Genomic DNA, 18134 nt, shown 5'->3' on the forward strand with positions numbered 1-18134 from the left:
GGCTGTGGAAGGTCGCCCGGCCGGTGGCTGTGGACCCCCACCCTTGATCCCTCCCCCTAAGAATGGGGAGGGAGACGATGACCGCGATGCCGGGGTGAGGGTCTCCCTCCCCTCGGGGCGACATCTTGTCGTCCCCTTGCGGGGAGGGGACAGGGGTGGGGGTGTCTTTGGAACGCGATGCCCGCCCGACGCTGGGCCTTCGGCCCTAAACCGCCACCTGCATCTCATCGCGCATCACGCTCACCCCGCGGGTCGGCGAGCGGATGATCTCCAGTCGGCGATATTGCAGGCCGGAGCGACCATGCGTCTGCTGCGCGCCGCGGTCGGGGCCGAGATAGGTGGCCGTCTCGAAGTACACCTGGGTGTGGTCGACCAGCCGCTCCAGCCGGCTCGCCACGCGCTGCTGGGTAAACGGCAGGGTCAGCACGTCGTCGAACCCCATCTCGACGCAGGTTCTGATCGCTTCGACCAGCGGGCTCTCGGAGAAGTAGACCATCGGCGAGAAGCGGATGCGGCGGCTGGGGGAGAAGCGGATGGCATCGGCCACGGTTTTGAGGCCGCTCACCTCGTCGACCGCAGCGAACAGGAAGAACAGCAATGGCGTCTGCTGCGCCTGGGTTTCGGCCGTGGCGAGCCCCGCATAATTCTGCACCACTGGAAAACCCAACCCGCGCGCCAAATCCGTCAGCGCTGCCCCCGGACCATCCGGAGGGCCGACCACATAGGCGCAGGCCCGCATTCAAGGCACTCCAACGATTGCATTCCCCAACGGGGGACTATCAGGTGCGTCGCTTGCCGCGAGGTTAAGAGTGCGGTTATCGCGTATTGAAGGCCGCAGACGGTGCAGTGATCCTCCACCGTTCCACGGGGAGGATCATGGAGAGCCCGTGCGCGTAGCCGAGGTTAAGATGGCGGCCGACGGCGCTCGCCGCGGAACAGCGGGCCGTGCTCACGCATCAGCGCGGCGATACGGTCGGCGACCAGCCGGACCTCCGGGCGGTGGCGGTCTTCGTGGTGCGTCACCAGCCATTGCTCGGTTTCGAGCTCGGTGATCGGCATCGCGACCCGCACCAGCCGGGCGTCGCTGTCGCCGGCAAAGCACGGAAACACCCCGAGCCCGGCGCCGGCCGCCACCAGTTCGCGCACGCTCTGCACGTCGTTGCCGCGCACGCTGATGCGATCGCCATGATGCGCCATCAGCCAGCGGGCCGAGGCGACGTTGGCGGCCTCGCCCGTGACCCCGACGAACAGCCCGGCCGCGATGCCGTTGATCAGGTTGAGACCCGAGTAGAGCGCATGCGCCACCCGGCCGATCTGCCGTCCGGCGAGGTTGGGGTCGAGCGGCCGCTCCGAGCGCACCCCGATATCGGCGGCCCGCCGGCCGATATCGAGCTTCTGATAAGCGGTGGCAAACTCGATCCGGATGTTGTCGTCGACGTGCCAGAGCTCGCCGATGTGCTGGGCCAGGAAGGCCGAGGTCCAGGTGCCGGCCGAAATACGGACGATCTGTTCGCCCACCGAGCCGTCGCGCCAGCGCGTCAGCGCGCGCATCGCCGCCTCGACATCCTCGGCGCGGGCCAGCAGTTCTTCCCCGGCCGGAGTGAGCTGGTAGCCGGTCTGCCGGCGGATGAACAACGGCTCGCCGATCTGCTGCTCGAGCGCCGTGACCCGCCGGCCCAGGGTGGCGGCACTTAGCCCCGTGGTGCTGGTTGCGGCGCTGAGGCCGCCGAGCCGCGCCACGTCGAGGAACAGCCGAAGGTCATCCCAGGAGATGGTGTCGCCGACGCTCATCTTTCATTCCTGCAAAGCACGTTGCGGTCTTGCTTGTATCGCTTCAAGCCCGGAGTGGGCAAGTATGGGGCGTTCGGAGCACGCTTTCTGGTCAACGACTTGGCCGCCGCGCCGCTCCATCAAGCACAGCGCCATCGTAGGGAATGTCCGCTCCTTAGCTGGAGCGGAGGCGGTGTCGCTTTGCGTTGTTGAAAGGAGACCGAAAATGTTCAGAACCCTGACCCGCCGCCTCACCGAATGGTCGCGCCTTCGCCGCGACATCCAGCGGCTGAAGCAGCTCGACGATCACCTGTTGGCCGATCTCGGCATCGAGCGCGAATGCATCACCCACAGCGCCCTCACAGGTGAGAAATGAGCGTGACGGTTCGCCTGTGGGACGGGCAACAGGTTCCCCGCGTCGGCATTGGCTGCTGGGCCATCGGCGGGCCGTTCAAGATGGATGGCCGGCAGGATGGCTGGGGCGAAATCGACGATGCACAGTCGCTCAAGGCGCTGGCGCTTGCCCATGAACTGGGCGCCCGCCTGTTCGACACCGCCGATGCCTATGGCACCGGCCATAGCGAGGAGGTGCTGGGCGAGGCCTTCGGTAACCGCGCCGACGTGGTGATCGCCACCAAGTTCGGCTTCACCCACGATCGAGCAAGGCGCGAACTGACCGGCACAAACGTCACGCCCGCCTATATGGAAGAGGCGCTCAGCGCCTCGCTGAAGCGCCTCAGGCGCGATCGTATCGACCTCTACCAGCTGCATGTCGGCGATGCCTCAGCCGAGGCGATGGACCGGCTGGCGCCGGCCCTCGAGCGCCGCGCCGAGGCCGGCGACATCGCCGCCTGGGGCTGGAGCACCGACGATGCCGCAGCGGTGTCGCGGGTGCTGCACTACCCGCATTTCAAGGCGGTGCAGCAGGGGCTCGATGTGTTCCGCGACGGGCCCGAGATGGTGGCGCTCTGCGACCGCTACCGTCTGCCCAACCTGATCCGCTCGCCCCTCGCCATGGGGTTTCTGACCGGCAAGTTCACGGCGCAGTCGCAGGTTTCGACCGACGACGTGCGCGGCGCCGGCCATAGCTGGGTGCGCGACTTCAAGGATGGACGCCCCTCGGCCGAGTCGCTGAGGAAGCTCGACGCCATCCGCGACCTGCTGACCAGTGGCGGCCGCTCCGTCGCACAAGGCGCGCTCGGCTGGGTGCTGGCCCGCTCGCCGCAGACCGTCCCGATCCCCGGCTTCAAGACCGAGGCGCAGGTCCGCGACAATCTGGGAGCGCTCGACAAGGGGCCGCTCCCCATGGCCGCCATGGCCGAAATCGACGCGCTGCTGGCGCGTGAACTTGCCTGAGAGGGAAGACAAATGGAAAAGCGACAGTTCGGCAGCATCGGCGAGGTCAGTTGCCTGACGCTCGGCGGTGGCGGCATCGGCCAGGTCTGGGGCGAGACCAGCCGTGACGAAGGCATCGCCACCCTGCACATGGCGGTCGACGAAGGCATCGACGTGATCGACGCGGCGCCGGGCTACAAGCTGTGCGAGGCGCTGATCGGCGAAGCCTTCGACGGCCGCCTGCCGAGCGGCGTCAAGGTCACCACCAAATGCGGCATCGGCACCTTGCCAGACGAGCAGGTCTACCGCCGCCTCCGCGCTTCGCTGGAACAGAGCTTAACGGCGATGCGGCTCGAGCAGGTCGACCTGTTCTTCCTCCACAACCAGATCTGCCCCGATGACTTCGTCTACCCGGCAGAGAACGAGCGGCGCGCCGAGATCGCCACCACCTGGTCGAGCTATCGCGATGCCGTGGTACCGGCGTTCCAGCAACTGCAGCGCGACGGGCTGATCGGCGGCTGGGGCATCACCGGGGTCAGCGTGCCGCCGACCATCGTCGATGCAGTGACGCTGGGGCCACGACCGCACGCCGTCCAGGCGGTGGCCAACCTGCTCGACAGCCCGGGTGGCCTGATTGGCTTTTCGACCCCCTCCCGGGCCCGCGACATCATCGAGGCCGCGCATCTGAGCGGCGTCGGGGTGATGGCGATCCGCGCCGTGCAGGCCGGGGCCCTGACCTCGAGCTTCGATCGTAAGTCGCTGCACGACCGCGATACGGCGGACTTCGAGGCGGCCGCGCCGTACCGCGCGCTCTGCGCCAGATGGGGCGAGGACCCGGCGATCATCGCTTACCGCTATGCGCTTGATATGGCCGGTGTCGAGACGCTGGTGCTGGGGGTGAAGAACCGCGACGAGCTGTCCGACGCGCTGGCCGCCGAGCGCGCCGGACCACTGGAGCCGGAGCAGCTCAAGGAGATCGAGGCGCTGGGGTTGCGAGAGGTGTTGGCCTGAACCCAACGTCAGGCGCGACTGGGCCGCCCCGAGCTTGCAGCCGGGGCGGCCATTTTCTTTGTCGTCAGACGATGCCGCCGCCGCCGGCGGCGACGGCCGGGCGGACCGCCGCGACGCGCTGCCGATACCCCGCCTTGCGGTAGGCGGCGATCGGGTCGATGGCGCCGTTGGCGTCGAGCCGGGCCTTGGCGAGGATCGGTTCGACATCGGTGCGGAACGCCACCTTCAGCGTTTCTGACGCCATCAGCGCGTCGTCCGACTGCTGATAACCCTCGAGCGCCTTGCGGTCGACCAGCAGCGCCAAGGCATAGGCGCGGCGCACCTCGTTGGCCGAGCGGATCAGCGACTCGATCGGGTCGGTGACGTTGTGGCTCTGGTCCAGCATATGGGCCGGCTCGAACCCGTCGGCCTGCCTGAGCTCGGCATCGACCAGCTCGTTGAACACCAGGAACAGCCGGTACGGGTCGATCGAGCCGGTATCGAGGTCGTCGTCGCCATATTTGCTGTCGTTGAAGTGGAAGCCGCCCAGTTTCTTGAACTGGATCAGCCGCGCAACGATCATCTCGATATTGACGTTGGGCGCATGGTGGCCGAGGTCGACGAGGCACTGCGCCTTGTCACCCAGCTCGGTGGCGATCAGGTAGTTGGTACCCCAATCCTGCACCACCGTCGAATAGAACGCCGGCTCGTACATCTTGTGCTCGGTGAAGAGCTTCCAGTCGGAGGGCAGGTCGGCATAGATCGCCTTCATCGCGTCGAGATAATACTCGAACACCCTCGTGAAGTTGACCTGGCCGGGGAAGTTCGAGCCGTCGCCGATCCACACCGTCAGCGCCTTCGAGCCGATGGTCTTGCCGATCTCGATGCATTCGAGATTGTGCTCGATCGCCTGCTGGCGCGTCTCCTTGGCGTAATTGGCGAGCGAGCCGAAGCGGTAGGAGTTTTGCTGGCCCGGCGCGTCCGAGAAGGTGTTGGAGTTCATCGCGTCGAACCCCAGCCCGAAGCGGCTCGCCGCCTGCTTCAGCCGGTTCGGGTCGGCCTTGTCCCACGGAATATGCAGCGACACGTTCGGCGTGGCGCGGGTCAGCTGGTTGATCACCGAACAATCCTCGAGCTTGTCGAAGATGTCGCGCGGCTCGCCGGTGCCCGGGAACTTCGCAAAGCGCGTGCCGCCGGTACCGACACCCCAGGAGGGGACGGCGACGGTATAGGCCGAGACTTTCTTCAGCACGGCGTCGATGTCGATGCCGCGGCGGGCGAGGTGCTCGCCCAGATGGGCGTAGTCGGCATCCAGCGCCTTGCGATTGGCCTCGTTGGTCTGGTCGACCACGGACTGGTCGATGAGTTGGTCGGTCATTCGAGTTCTCCTCCCTTGGCGCCCCTCACCCTGTCCCTCTCCCCAGAGGGGCGAGGGGACCATTTGGCGCCGGCCTTCGTTACTTCAGGCATCGAACGCGCGGCCCCATCGCCCCCTCGCCCCTCTGGGAGAGGGTCGGGGTGAGGGGCGCCCCACGCTCAGCTGTTACCGCGTAAAGCTCTGCGCGTTGCCCGCGTCGACGTTGATGATGTTGCCGGTGGATTTGGCTGACATGTCGGAGGCAAAGAAGTAGATCGCCTCGGCGATGTCCTCGGGGAAGACGCTCAGCTTCAGCATGGAGCGCTGGCGGTACATTTCCTCGAGCCCCTCCTTGTCGGTCTTGTAGGTCGAGGCGCGCTGTTCCAGCCACTCGCCCGCCCAGATCTTCGAGCCGCGCAGCACCGCATCCGGGTTCACCACATTGACGCGGATCTGCTCGGCCGCGCCTTCCAGCGCGAGGCAACGGGCGAGGTGGATTTCGGCGGCCTTGGCGGTGCAGTAGGCTGCGGCATTGGGCGACGCGGCGAGGCCGTTCTTTGATGCCACGAACACCACGTTGCCGCCGATCTTCTGGGCGCGGAACATTCGGAAGGCTTCCCGGCTGACGAGGAAATAGCCCGTCGACAGGATGTCCATGTTCTTGTTCCAGAGCTCCAGCGTCGTCTCCTCGATCGGCGCGGAGCTGGCGAGCCCGGCATTGGAGACGAGAATGTCGATGCCGCCGAACTCCACCGCGGTTTCGGCGAAGCCCGAAATGACCGCCGCTTCGCTGGTGACGTTGAGGTTGACCGGCCGGACCACGTCCTTGCCGAACGCCTTGCCGAGTTCCTCATTGGCCGAGGCGAGCGCCGCTTCGTCGATATCGGCGAGCACCACGCAGGCGCCTTCGCGGAGCAGCCGCACTGCCGTCGCCTTGCCGATGCCGCCGGCCCCGCCGGTGACCAGCGCAATATGGCCGGCCAGCGATTTCGGCTTCGGCATGCGCGAGAGCTTGGCTTCCTCGAGCAGCCAATACTCGATGTCGAAGGCTTCCTGCTCCGGGAGCCCATGATAGGTGGAGACCGCCGACGATCCCCGCATCACGTTGATGGCGTTGACGTAGAACTCGCCCGAGATGCGGGCCGTCGCCTTGTCCTTGGCGAAGGTGAACATGCCGACGCCGGGCATCAGGTAGACCACCGCATTGGCGTCACGGATCGCGGGGCTGTCCGGGTGCTTGCTGCGGTTGTAGTAGGCCGCGTAATCGGCACGGTAGTCCGCCGTCGCCTGCTCGAGCCCGGCCACCACCGCGTCGATATCGGGCTTTGCCGGATCGAACTCGATCACCAGCGGCCGGATCTTGGTGCGGAGGAAATGGTCGGGGCAGGAGGTGCCCAATGCCGCGAGCGGCCGCAAGTCCCGCGAGCCGACGAATTCCAGCACCGCGGCGCTGTCGTCGAAATGCCCGAGCATCTTGAACTCGTTGGAGATCAGCCCGCGAATTTTCGGCATCAGCCGCGCCGCGACGGCGCGGCGTTCATCGGCTGGCAGCGGCGCCACGACCTGGCCGCCAAAGGCCGCCTTGCCGGCGGTCTTTCCTTCAAACCAGGCGATCGCCTTGTTGATGGTGTCGATAGTCTGCTCGTAGCACTCCCTCGGCGTATCGCCCCAGGTGAAGAGCCCGTGACTCTCGAGGATCACGCCCTTGGCAGCCGGGTTGTCGAGGCAGAATTTTTCCAGCCACAGCCCGAGTTCGAACCCGGGCCGCTTCCACGGCAGCCAGCCGATCTCGCTGCCGAAGATCTCCTCGGTCAGCGCCTTCGAATCCTTGCTCGCCGCAATGGCGATGATCGCGTCGGGGTGCATGTGGTCGACGAAGGCGTGCGGCACATAGGCGTGCAGCGGCGTATCGATCGAGGCGGCGCGCGGGTTCAGGTTGAACGTCGCGTGCGGCAGGTAGCCGACCATCTCGTCTTCATGCGCGAGGCCGCGATAGAGCCCCTTCAAGGCGCGGAGCTTATCCATATAGAGCGTCGCGAAGCCGTCGAGCTTGATCGAAGCGGAGTCGCCGCCCGAACCCTTCACCCACAGCACTTCGACGTCTTGCCCGCTCAATGGATCCTTCTGGAAGATCTTCGACGAGGTATTGCCGCCGCCATAGTTGGTGACGCGCTTGTCCGAGCCGAGAATATTGGAGCGGTAGACCAGCCGTTCGGGCTCGCTCATGCCGGCCGCTTTGGCGTCGTCCCAAAGGTTTTGAAGGCGCGCTGGCGCGGTGCTGGACATTGGACCCCTCCCGTAGAGATGTATGGCAGTTATTGAGCACGGGACTAGCTCCCACAGCTTGCCGCTGTCAATCAGAAACCATCAGAAACCGTCATCATCGCCACAAAAGTCGCATGATCTGATTGACACTGACAGATTTTGGTGAAAATGAGTCGGACCAGGGAGAGCAAATGCACGAAACCGAACGCCACAGGGTGATCCTCGCCGCCGTCCAGGCGCGGCCGCTGGCAACTGTCGCCGAGCTGGTCGAGATCACCGGCACGTCCGAGGCGACGATCCGCCGCGACATCGCGGCGCTGCATGTCGAGGGCCGTCTGCGCCGGGTGCGCGGCGGCGCCGAAGCGATCAACCCGCCCGAGCAGGGTGGCCTGATGGGCCGGCCCTTCTCGGTCAACGAAACCATCAACATTGCGCAAAAGCGTGCCATTGCCCGCGCCGCCGCCGACCTCTGCAAGGATGGCGAGCCGATCATCATCAATGGCGGCACCACCACCTATCAAATGGTGCACTACCTGACCGGCCGCCGGCTTTCGGTATTCACCAACAGCTTTGGCATCGCCGAGTTCCTGATCCACAATTCCCGCAACAGCGTCGTCATTCCCGGCGGCACCATCTACCGCGAGCAGAACGTCATCCTGTCGCCGTTCGGTGGCGTGGTGGCCTCGCACTTCTATGCCAAGCGCATGTTCATCGGCTGCCAGGGCCTCGGCGCTCACGGCTTGATGGAGGCTGATCCGATGGTGGTGCAGTCCGAACTGGCGCTGATCAACCAGGCCGAGGAACTGATCGTCCTCGCCGACAGCTCGAAATTCTCGGGGCGATCGAGTCTCATCCTCTGTGGGCTCGAGCGCATCCACTCCGTCATCACCGATAACGGCATCCGCGACGAGGATCGCGCCATGCTGGAAAAGGCGGGCGTCATGCTCACCGTGGTGGAGGCCGCAGAGCAGAAATCCCAGTCGGTCGCGTGACCGGCTGGCAATAGCAGCGCTCTCGGACAAGCGAGCGCTCCAGGTAAACGACCACGTACCACTCAGGGAGGAAATACAATGAGCCTGTTGAAGAAACTGGCAGCTGCCACGGCGCTGACCGCCGTGCTGCTGAGTGCTCCGGCCGCCATGGCCCAGACCAAGATCGCCCTCGTCGTGAAGTCGCTCGGCAACGGCTTCTTCGATGCCGCCAACAAGGGCGCGCAGGAAGCCGCCAAGGAACTCGGCGATGTCGAGGTGATCTATACCGGCCCGACCACGGCGACCGCCGAAGGCCAGATCGAGATCATCAACTCGCTGATCGCCCAGAACGTCAACGCCATCGCGATTTCGGCCAACGATCCGGACGCCCTGGTGCCGGCGCTGAAAAAGGCGATGGAACGCGGCATCACCGTGATCAGCTGGGACTCGGGCGTCGCGCCTGAGGGCCGTTCCGTCCACCTCAACCCGTCCGACACCAACCTGATCGGCGAGACCATCATCAAGCTCGCCGCCGACTATCTGCCGGATGGCGGCGATGTGGCGATCCTCTCGGCTTCCTCCACCGCGACCAACCAGAACGCCTGGATCGAAGCGGCGAAGAAAGTGCTGCCCGAGAAGTTCCCCAAGATCAACCTCGTCGCCACCGTCTACGGCGATGACGACTCGGTGAAATCCACCAACGAAGCCAAGGGCCTGATCGCCTCCTACCCGAACCTCAAGGCAATCATCGCCCCCACCACCGTCGGCGTCGTTGCCGCCGCCCAGGTGGTGACCGATGACAACCTGATCGGCAAGATCAACGTCACCGGCCTCGCCCTGCCGTCGGAGTTCAAGCAGTTCATCGACAACGGTGCCTCGCAGGCCGTGGCGCTGTGGAACCCGATCGACCTCGGCTACTCGGCCGTGCAGATCGCCTATCAACTGGCGACCAAGAAGGCCGAAGCCAAGCCCGGCGCCACCATCTCGATCGGCCGCGTCGGCTCGATCACTCTCGACGACACGAACTCGGCCGCCATGGCCGCGCCGTTCCAGTTCGACAAGTCGAATATCGAAGAGTTCTCGAAGATCTATTGAGGTCTCTGATCCGGCCCGGCGGCGCTCGCGCTGCCGGGCTTCCTGTTTCGCCTGGCCGGTGTCCTGGGCTCCACCCTCATCCGGCCTTCGGCCACCTTCTCCCATCAAGGGAGAAGGCCCGACTGAGAAAGTTCGGCTCCATCCCTTCTCCCCTTGTGGGAGAAGGTGCCCGAAGGGCGGATGAGGGGGGCCGCAGACACCCGGACCAACAATGTCCCAACCCAAGCTCACCCTCGCCGGCGTCACCAAGTCCTTTCCCGGCGTGCGGGCACTGCACGAGGTGAGCCTCGAGCTCTATCCGGGACAGGTTACCGCCCTGATCGGCGAGAACGGCGCCGGCAAGTCGACGCTGGTGAAGGTCCTCACCGGCATCTACCAGCCCGACGCCGGCGAGATTGTGCTTGACGGCAAGCCGGTGAGCCTCGGCTCCGCCCATAAGGCGTTCGAGCTCGGTATCACCGCCATCCACCAGGAAACCGTGCTGTTCGACGATCTGAGCGTCGCCGAAAACATCTATCTGGGCCATGCCCCGAAAACCCGCCTGGGCACCATCGACTGGACGCTGATGCGCGCCAATGCGCGCCGCGTGCTCGCCGACATGGGCGCCGGCCACATCGATGCCGAGACCCGGCTGCGCGACCTGTCGATTGCCAACAAGCACCTCGTCGCCGTTGCCCGCGCCATGTCGATCGACGCCGAAGTGGTGATCATGGACGAGCCGACCGCGGCGCTCTCCCACAAGGAGATCGAGGACCTGTTCGTCCTCATCGAGCTCTTGAAGGAAGACGGCAAGGCGGTGCTGTTCATCAGCCACAAGTTCGACGAGATCTATCGCATCGCCGACCGCTTCGCGGTGTTCCGCGATGGCGAGATGATCGGCAAGGGGCTGATCGGCGAGACACCGCAGAACGACATCATCCGTATGATGGTCGGCCGCTCGGTCGATCACATCTTCCCCGAGCGGGCGCCGGCGATCGGCGACACCGTGCTGAAGCTCGACGGCCTGAGCCACCCCACCGAGTTCGACGATATCGGCTTCGAGCTCCGGCGCGGTGAGATTCTCGGCTTTTATGGCCTCGTCGGCGCCGGCCGCTCCGAGGTGATGCAGGCGATCTTCGGGTTGACCCGGACGTCACGTGGCGCGATGACGCTCGATGGCGCCCCGTTCGCGCCGCACTCGCCCGCCGACGCCATCGAGGCGGGCATCGTCTATGTGCCCGAAGAGCGCGGCAAGCAGGGCGTGGTGGTCGACCTGCCGATCGTCCAGAACGTCTCGCTGCCCTCGCTGAAAAAGACCTCGCGCCAGGGGTTTTTGCGGATGGCCGAGGAGTTCGCGCTGACGCGGAAATACACCGAACGGCTCGACCTGCGGGCCGCCTCGCTGAGCCAGAATGCCGGCACGCTGTCGGGCGGCAACCAGCAGAAGGTGGTGATCGCCAAGTGGCTCGCGACGCAACCCAAGGTGATCATCCTCGATGAGCCGACCAAGGGCATCGATATCGGCTCCAAGGCCGCCGTTCATGCCTTCATGGCCGAACTGGTAGCCGAGGGGCTCGCGGTGATCATGGTATCGTCCGAGCTGCCCGAGGTGATGGGCATGTCCGACCGCATCGTGGTGATGCGCGCCGGCCGCATCGACGCCGTTCTCGACAATAAGAACCTGACGGCCGACGGCCTGGTCAAGCGCGCCATCGGCGCCCATGAGGTGGCGGCATGACCCAGACTCTGTCCACGCTCGCGCCGCTAAGGCTGTTAAAGCTTCGCGAGTTCTGGCTCGCCATCAGCATCGCGGTGATGATCGGCGCCATCGCCACCCGCGCGCCGAGCTTTGCCGCTCCGGCCAATCTCGCCGACATCTTCAACAACACCGCCATCCTGATGATCCTGGCGCTCGGCCAGATGGTAGTGATCCTGACCCGTTCGATCGACCTGTCGATTGCCGCCAATGTGGCGCTCTCCGGCATGGTGATCGCGCTCTGCAACGCCTCCATGCCGTGGATCCCGGTGCCGCTCTTGATCCTTGCCGCGCCGCTGCTCGGGCTGGCGCTCGGCGCCATCAACGGTTTCCTGGTCTGGAAGCTCGATATCCCGGCGATCGTCGTGACGCTGGGCACCCTCACCATCTATCGCGGCACCACCTTCCTCGTTGCCGGCGGGCAATGGGTGAATGCCGCCGAGATGACGCCCGATTTCATTTCGATCACTCGCATCCAGTTGCTCGGCCTGCCGTTGCTCAGCTGGTTCGCGGTGGTCATCGCCGCCGCCTTCTACGTGGTGATGACCCGCACTCCGATCGGCCGCTCGATCTACGCCATCGGCGTCAACCCGACCGCCTCGGTCTATGCCGGCATCGATGTCGGCCGCACCAAGTTCATCGCCTTCTGCATTTCGGGGCTGGTCGCCGGGCTTTGCGGTTACCTCTGGGTGTCGCGCTACGTCATCGCCTCCTCCGAAACGGCAGTGGGCTACGAGCTGCAGGTGATCGCCGCCTGCGTCATCGGCGGCGTCTCGATCGCCGGCGGCGTCGGCACGGTGGGCAGCGCGCTGCTCGGCGCGCTGTTCCTCGGCGTCATCAACTCGGCCTTGCCGGTGATCGGCGTCTCGCCGTTCTGGCAGATGGCGATTTCCGGCGCCGCGATCATTCTCGCCGTCGTCCTCAATGCCCGCGCCGGCAGGAAGACCGGCCGCATCATTCTGAAGCGGGCGGAGGCGGTGTCGTGATGACTCATTGCCGCCACCTGCACCGGGTCATTCCCGCGAAAGCGGGAGCCTCCGTTTGCCGGACCCTCGGCGCGCCCGAAAACAAAGTTTCCCGCTTTCGCGGGAATGACACCGCGTTTGGGGCTGGCCCCTTGGATTTCCTGAAATGAACGACCAGACACCCGCCACCCGCCACGTTCCGGATCGGCTGGACAATCCGCTGCGCTCGGCTTTGTTCAGCTGGCCCAGCCTGCTGCTGGTCGTCGCCGTGGCGATCTTTGTCGCCAACTCGCTGGCCTCACCCTATTTCCTGTCGCCCTGGTCGCTCAGCGACGCGACTTTCAACTTCACCGAGAAGGCGCTGATCGCGCTCGCCATGGCGCTGCTGATCATCTCCGGCGAGATCGATCTGTCGGTCGCGGCGATCATCGCCCTGGCCTCGACCGCCATGGGCTTTGCGCTGCAGTTCGGCATCGATACGCCCGGGCTCGTCGCCATCGGCATCGGCACGGGGCTGCTCTGTGGCGCCTTCAACGGTTTCCTGGTTACCCGGCTGGGGCTGCCGTCAATCGTCGTCACCATCGGCACGATGAGCCTGTTCCGCGGCATCAGCTTCATCGTGCTGGGCGACCAGGCCTACAAGGGCTACCCCGAAAGCTTCGCCTTTTTCGGCCAGGGCTATGTCTGGTGGGTGGTGTCGTTCGAGTTCGTGCTCTTTCTCGCGGCGGCCGCCATCTATTACGTGGTGCTGCACCGGACGAGCTTCGGCCGCCGCATCTTCGTCATCGGCAACAACGCGACTGCCGCCCAGTTCTCCGGCGTCCGCGTCGAGCGCGTCAAGTTCGTCTTGTTCTGTCTGACCGGGCTGATGGCCGGCATCGCCTCGGTGCTGCTGACCAGCCGGCTCGGCTCGACCCGTCCGTCGATCGCCCAGGGCTGGGAACTCGAAGTCATCACCATGGTTGTACTGGGAGGCGTCTCGATCCTCGGCGGCGCCGGCTCCATCGTCGGGGTGGTGATCGCCGCCTTCATCATGGGGCTTGTCACCTTCGGCCTGGGGCTCTTGAATGTTCCCGGTATTGTCATGTCGATCTTCATCGGACTGTTGCTCATCGTGGTGATTGCCCTCCCCATCGTCTACCGCATGGTTCGCAAGTGACCGTCAGCACCGTTGGGGTCATCGACATTGGCAAGTCCAATGCGAAAGTGGCGGTCGTCGATCTCGACAGCCGCACCGAGATCGCGGTGAAGAAGCGCTCCAATACCGTGCTGCGCGACGGCAAGTATCCGCATTTCGACATCGACGGCCTGTGGGACTTCGTCATCGGCGCGCTGCGCGAGCTCAACGCCGAGTTCCCGCTCGACGCCATCAGCGTCACCACCCATGGCGCCTCGGCAGCACTGCTCGATGCCGATGGCAACCTGTCGCTGCCGGTGCTTGATTACGAGTTCGCCGGTCCCGACCAGTTCTGGGACGCGTACAACGAGGCCCGTCCGGATTTCTCCGAGAGTTTCACCCCGCGGCTGCCCGGCGGACTCAATGTCGGGGCGCAACTGTTCTGGCAGGCCCGCGCCTTTCCCGCCGAGTTCGCCCGCACCCGTTGGATCCTCACCTATCCGCAGTACTGGTCGTTCCGTCTGACCGGTGTCGCCGCCGAGGAAATCACCTCGCTCGGCTGCCACACGGACCTGTGGGATTTCACCACCAACCTCTATTCGTCGCTGGTGATGAAACAGGGGTGGCTCGACAAGTTCGCCGAAGTACGGCCGGCCTCCGACGTGCTCGGCGTGACGCTGCCCGAGGTGACGGCGGCGCTCGGGCTCAAACGCCCGCTGCCGGTCTATTCCGGTATCCACGATTCCAACGCCTCGCTGCTGCCGCACATCCTCGAGCGCGACCCGCCATTCGGCCTGGTGTCGACCGGCACCTGTGTGATCGTCGCGTCGCCCGGTGGCGATATCGACAACCTCGATCTCAAGCGCGATTGCCTCGCCAATATCGATGCGCTGGGTCGTCCGGTACCGTCGGCGCGCTTCATGGGCGGGCGCGAGTTCGAGATGCTGACCACGCCGCGCGAGCCTTCGACGGAGACCATCGAGCGGGTGCTGAGCGAGGCGATCATCCTGACCCCATCGGTGGTGCAGGGCTCGGGCCCGTTCCCCGGGCGAGAGGCGCAGTGGAGCCGGCCGCGCGAAACGCTTGGCGATGACGAGGTCTATGTGGTGACCTCGTTTTACCTGGCGATGATGACAGCCGAATGCCTGAGGCTGACCGGCGCCGAGAACCATACGGTGGTCGAGGGACCCTTCGCCGGCAACGCGCTCTATCTACGGATGCTGGCGGCAGCGACCGGACGGCCGGTGGAGCCGGTGAAGCGCAGTGCGACCGGCACCTCGATCGGCGCGGCGCTGCTGGCGCGAATGGATCGGCCGCGGCCCGACGGACATGCGCCGGTGCTGGTCGAGGGGGATGCTACGGCGACAGCATATGCCTTGGCGTGGCGGAAGCTGGTGGGCTAGCGTCCCCTCTCCCCTCTGGGGAGAGGGTTAGGGTGAGGGGTAGCCAAGCACACAGGGTGATTGGCTTCTGTTCACATAGCTCGCGCTTGATCCGGCGCGCTTGGCGCCCCTCACCCCCACCCTCTCCCCAGAGGGACGAGGGGGCGGTGTGGCACCGCCGGTGAAGTCTCTACTTAAGGCTCACGCACCGGGACGCAACGCGTCGCGGACCGCCGCCTCGGCGGCTTCGATCGATGCGAACACCTGGCCATCCACGCCGAACGCGTCGAGCTTGACGGCGAGGAAGCGGAAACCGGAATCGTGCGCGACCAGAACACCCTTCGGCTCGCCGTCGATGTCGACAGCTATGGGCTTGGCGCTATGTGGCTTTTCGAAATGGGCATGCTGCATGGAATGACCTCCATCGGCACGTCTCTGGGGACGGCCGGGGTGTTACCTGAACTGTGAGACGAATGGGTGACAGAGGTCACATTCGTTTGGGTCGGTAACACCCGTTGGAGCGATCTACCCATTTACCAATAAGCCCGGTTTGGAGAGTGGTGCGAATAGCGAAGTGCATGTTCGTCTCCTTCCGGCGGCCAATGGCCTGGGTGATTCCAATGCGGGTGAGACTAGCGCGTCGCCCGCAGCTTTTGTGTGGCGAAGCTGAGTCCGCCGAGGGGTAGTTGTACGGCGTCGGGGCCCGGAAATCTATCCGGCTTTCGTCGACGCTGGCGAGAAAGATAGGTGAGCCCCGGCAGTTTCGCCAGCCCCGCGCATTCCAAATAGCTAGCATGAAAGCGAAATTTCCTGCCCGCCGGAATCGATCGGATGGAAAAGGCTCGGTGCGCTTGACGATCGAGGTGCCCTGGGCCCACCCACCGGGTCATTCCCGCGAAAGCGGGAACCTCTGTTTTCTTGGCCAGGTGCACCATCGCGAAACGCGCTTTCGCGGGGATGACACCGCGGGTGGTGCAGTTCGTCCGTAAAGCTCTAGAGCGTCGCCAGCAGCGCCACCCCGCGCGGCGACAGCCGGTAGCCGACTTCGAGGCTGACGGTCAGGCCCAGCGCCTTGAGCTTGCGGATATTGAGCTTGAACGCGGCCCGCTCCAGGCCGGCGTTTTCGGCGAGGGTGGTCGAGACGACGCCCGGATGGGCGGCGATCAGCTGCAATGCCTGTTTCGTCCACGGCGCTGGCGCCGCCTTGTCGAGCTTCAGCAACCTGACTGCCAGCGTCTCCAGCTCGAGCGCATCGGGTTCGGCTTCGCGCAGCGCCTCGCGTGGATCCGGGCCGGCCGGGTGCAGGCGGATGCGGTAGCAGGTGCCTTGCTGCGCCTCGAACATGGCGATGACGCCGGCCCGGTCCTTGTAGCCGGCGGCGCGGGCCTCGTCCTCGGTGACCTCGTCAGGCGCGATCGCTTCGACCGAATCGATCCCGACCATGCCGAGCGCCGTCCGCAGCGTGCCGCCCGGCTTCACCGTCGGTTTCTTCCAGCGGCGGAAAGCCAGCGTGCACCGGCCGGCAAAGATCGCTTCGAGGTCTTTGGTGCGGAACAGCATGCGCCGAACTCTACCCGGAGTTTCGCCCAACGCAACGGTTGCTACGAAAGTATGCCAACCGGATAAGGCCCCAGGTCTTCCCGCCTTGAAATCGATTGCATAACATGTTGAGCTACGCCTGAGCGGATCCTGGGGGAGCATCGCCGCTCACCCAAAATGCCTCGCAAGTAGGCACCATCCGTTCGAGGGAGGACACCGTTGGCCGATACGGAGACGCGCGATAAGAAGCGCGCCAAGGCTCGCCAGCCGCGTCGCGCCGCCGGCAAGCCCGGCGGCAAGCCGACCCTGCGCACCATTGCCGAAATGACCGGCCTCGCCATTACCACGATCTCGCGAGCTCTCAACAACGCGCCCGAATTGTCGGAAGAGACGCGCGTCCGGGTGCAGAAGATCGCAGCCGAGGTCGGCTATGTGCCGGACCGCACAGCGCTCCGGCTGAAGACTGGGCGCACCCATGTGGTCAGCCTGATTCTCGACCCACACGACGAAATCCTCGGCTTCGGCCAGTCGATGGTGTCGGGGCTGACCGAGGCGTTGCGCGGCACGCCCTACCATCTGGTCATCACCCCGATGTTCACCGGCGGGGCGCCGATCGACCCGATCCGCTATATCCTGCGCAATAAGGCAGCGGACGGGGTGATCTTCTCGCGCACCCAGCCGGACGACGACCGGGTAAAACTGTTGATGGAGGAGAATTTCCCCTTCGTCTCGCACGGCCGCACCGCCTTCCCCTCGGCCCATCCCTATGTCGACTATGACAACTATGCCTTCGCCCACCATGCGGTGATGCGGCTCAAGGCCAAGGGCTGCCGCAAGGTGACGATCATCCTGCCGCCCGACCGCTTCAGCTTCGGCCACCACCTGCGCGACGGCTTCATGGCCGCGATCAAGGAGACCGGCCTCGCCTACGAGATGCTGGAGCGCGCCAGCCTCGACAACAGCGCCGACGAAATCCGCCTCGCCACCATGCGGCGCATCGCCGAGCCGGATGCGCCCGACGGCTTCATCTGTACCGGCGACGCGGCGGGGCTGTCGATCATGGCCGGGATCACCGATGCCGGCTTCGAGATCGGCAAGGATGTGCAGATGGTGGTGAAGCAGACCTCCGGCATCTTCAGCCAGGTACGGCCCAAGGTCGACGCCATCTTCGAGGACACGGCCTTAGCCGGCAAACAGATGGGCGAGCTGCTGCTGCGCCGCATCAATGGCGAGCCCGCCGAGCAGCTGCAGATCCTGCATGAGCCGAAGATCTGGTTTTAAGGGCCCGGGTTTTCGAACTGCCCGTAAACCACCGGGTCATTCCCGCGAAAGCGGGAACCTCCGTTTGCGGAGCGTGCGGCAAACAGAGATCCCCGCTTTCGTGTACTGTTCCGGCGGATTGGCGTGATGGACTCGGTGTAGAACGAGGCGTTGCCTTTGTCAGGGAGCGCTTAGGATGGATCTGAAGTTGCACGCCAATGCGACGACGACGCCGAAGACGCGGGCCTACATTCAGGCCAGCACGGCGAGCGTCGCGGACCTGGCTGTCGAGCTGGGCGTCAATGAGAGCACGGTGCGGCGCTGGAAGGGCCGGACCTCAGTGGCCGATCGGT

The 18134-nt window shown here is 65.3% G+C and carries 17 protein-coding genes; 11 read left to right on the top strand and 6 right to left on the bottom strand.

Annotated features, from left to right (window positions below; genetic code table 11):
• Positions 1-205 precede the first annotated feature (205 nt).
• Together VW23_RS12410 and VW23_RS12415 are read right to left on the bottom strand one after the other, a co-directional pair.
• A complete protein-coding gene (locus tag VW23_RS12410) occupies positions 206-739 on the bottom strand; it encodes a hypothetical protein (protein WP_069909889.1) in 534 nt (177 codons plus the stop codon).
• 164 nt (positions 740-903) lie between these two features.
• On the bottom strand, positions 904-1791 hold the full coding sequence (locus VW23_RS12415) for a LysR family transcriptional regulator (protein ID WP_069909890.1): 888 nt from the start codon (positions 1789-1791) through the stop codon (positions 904-906).
• A gap of 205 nt (positions 1792-1996) precedes the next feature.
• Here VW23_RS12415 and VW23_RS28970 point away from each other — a divergent pair, with 205 nt between their 5' ends.
• Genes VW23_RS28970 through VW23_RS12425 form a run of 3 tightly spaced genes read left to right on the top strand, consistent with a single transcriptional unit; the run spans position 1997 to position 4116 of the window.
• Positions 1997-2146 (top strand): DUF1127 domain-containing protein, encoded by a 150-nt coding sequence (locus VW23_RS28970; RefSeq protein WP_176730385.1) that lies wholly within the window; start codon positions 1997-1999, stop codon positions 2144-2146.
• A gap of 2 nt (positions 2147-2148) precedes the next feature.
• Entirely contained in the window at positions 2149-3126 is a 978-nt protein-coding gene (locus tag VW23_RS12420) for an aldo/keto reductase (RefSeq protein ID WP_244513544.1), read from the top strand.
• A 12-nt stretch (positions 3127-3138) separates the two neighbouring features.
• Positions 3139-4116 carry an aldo/keto reductase gene (locus VW23_RS12425; protein ID WP_069909892.1) on the top strand — a complete coding sequence of 326 codons (978 nt, stop codon included), beginning with the start codon at positions 3139-3141 and terminating at the stop codon, positions 4114-4116.
• Positions 4117-4180: 64 nt separating this feature from the next.
• Here VW23_RS12425 and rhaI read toward each other — a convergent pair whose 3' ends face one another.
• A complete protein-coding gene (gene rhaI / locus VW23_RS12430) occupies positions 4181-5473 on the bottom strand; it encodes an L-rhamnose catabolism isomerase (protein ID WP_069909893.1) in 1293 nt (430 codons plus the stop codon).
• Between the two features lie 165 nt (positions 5474-5638).
• Positions 5639-7738, bottom strand: coding sequence for a bifunctional rhamnulose-1-phosphate aldolase/short-chain dehydrogenase (locus VW23_RS12435; RefSeq protein ID WP_069909894.1), 2100 nt, complete (start codon positions 7736-7738; stop codon positions 5639-5641).
• 170 nt (positions 7739-7908) lie between these two features.
• Between VW23_RS12435 and VW23_RS12440 the strand changes: the two genes are divergently transcribed.
• The 6 genes from VW23_RS12440 (at position 7909) to VW23_RS12465 (ending at position 15003) form a co-directional block, all read left to right on the top strand.
• Positions 7909-8709 (top strand): DeoR/GlpR family DNA-binding transcription regulator, encoded by an 801-nt coding sequence (locus VW23_RS12440; protein ID WP_069909895.1) that lies wholly within the window; start codon positions 7909-7911, stop codon positions 8707-8709.
• A 78-nt stretch (positions 8710-8787) separates the two neighbouring features.
• Positions 8788-9783 (top strand): rhamnose ABC transporter substrate-binding protein, encoded by a 996-nt coding sequence (gene rhaS, locus VW23_RS12445; RefSeq protein WP_055873612.1) that lies wholly within the window; start codon positions 8788-8790, stop codon positions 9781-9783.
• Between the two features lie 211 nt (positions 9784-9994).
• Complete coding sequence (locus VW23_RS12450) at positions 9995-11500, top strand: sugar ABC transporter ATP-binding protein (RefSeq protein ID WP_069909896.1); 1506 nt, start codon at positions 9995-9997, stop codon at positions 11498-11500.
• Positions 11497-12504: an ABC transporter permease gene (locus VW23_RS12455; protein WP_069909897.1), complete on the top strand. Its 1008-nt coding sequence runs from the start codon at positions 11497-11499 to the stop codon at positions 12502-12504. The genes VW23_RS12450 and VW23_RS12455 overlap by 4 nt, the downstream gene beginning before the upstream one ends.
• Positions 12505-12649: 145 nt before the next feature.
• On the top strand, positions 12650-13642 hold the full coding sequence (locus VW23_RS12460) for an ABC transporter permease (RefSeq protein WP_069909898.1): 993 nt from the start codon (positions 12650-12652) through the stop codon (positions 13640-13642).
• Positions 13639-15003: an FGGY-family carbohydrate kinase gene (locus VW23_RS12465; RefSeq protein ID WP_069909899.1), complete on the top strand. Its 1365-nt coding sequence runs from the start codon at positions 13639-13641 to the stop codon at positions 15001-15003. The genes VW23_RS12460 and VW23_RS12465 overlap by 4 nt, the downstream gene beginning before the upstream one ends.
• A 180-nt stretch (positions 15004-15183) precedes the next feature.
• Here the strand turns inward: VW23_RS12465 and VW23_RS12470 are convergent, their stop codons facing one another.
• Together VW23_RS12470 and VW23_RS12475 are read right to left on the bottom strand one after the other, a co-directional pair.
• Complete coding sequence (locus tag VW23_RS12470; RefSeq protein WP_069909900.1) at positions 15184-15393, bottom strand: hypothetical protein; 210 nt, start codon at positions 15391-15393, stop codon at positions 15184-15186.
• A 582-nt stretch (positions 15394-15975) separates the two neighbouring features.
• The gene (locus VW23_RS12475) at positions 15976-16542 is read right to left on the bottom strand and encodes an ASCH domain-containing protein (RefSeq protein ID WP_069909901.1); all 567 of its coding nucleotides are present in this window, start codon (positions 16540-16542) and stop codon (positions 15976-15978) included.
• Between the two features lie 285 nt (positions 16543-16827).
• Between VW23_RS12475 and VW23_RS12480 the strand changes: the two genes are divergently transcribed.
• On the top strand, positions 16828-17802 hold the full coding sequence (locus VW23_RS12480; protein ID WP_425285207.1) for a LacI family DNA-binding transcriptional regulator: 975 nt from the start codon (positions 16828-16830) through the stop codon (positions 17800-17802).
• 175 nt (positions 17803-17977) lie between these two features.
• On the top strand, positions 17978-18134 hold a 157-nt coding region (locus tag VW23_RS29805; protein WP_425285189.1), incomplete at its 3' end, for a phage terminase small subunit-related protein.

Origin of the sequence: Devosia insulae DS-56 (assembly GCF_000970465.2) — a bacterium.
In the GTDB taxonomy this organism is placed as follows: domain Bacteria; phylum Pseudomonadota; class Alphaproteobacteria; order Rhizobiales; family Devosiaceae; genus Devosia_A; species Devosia_A insulae.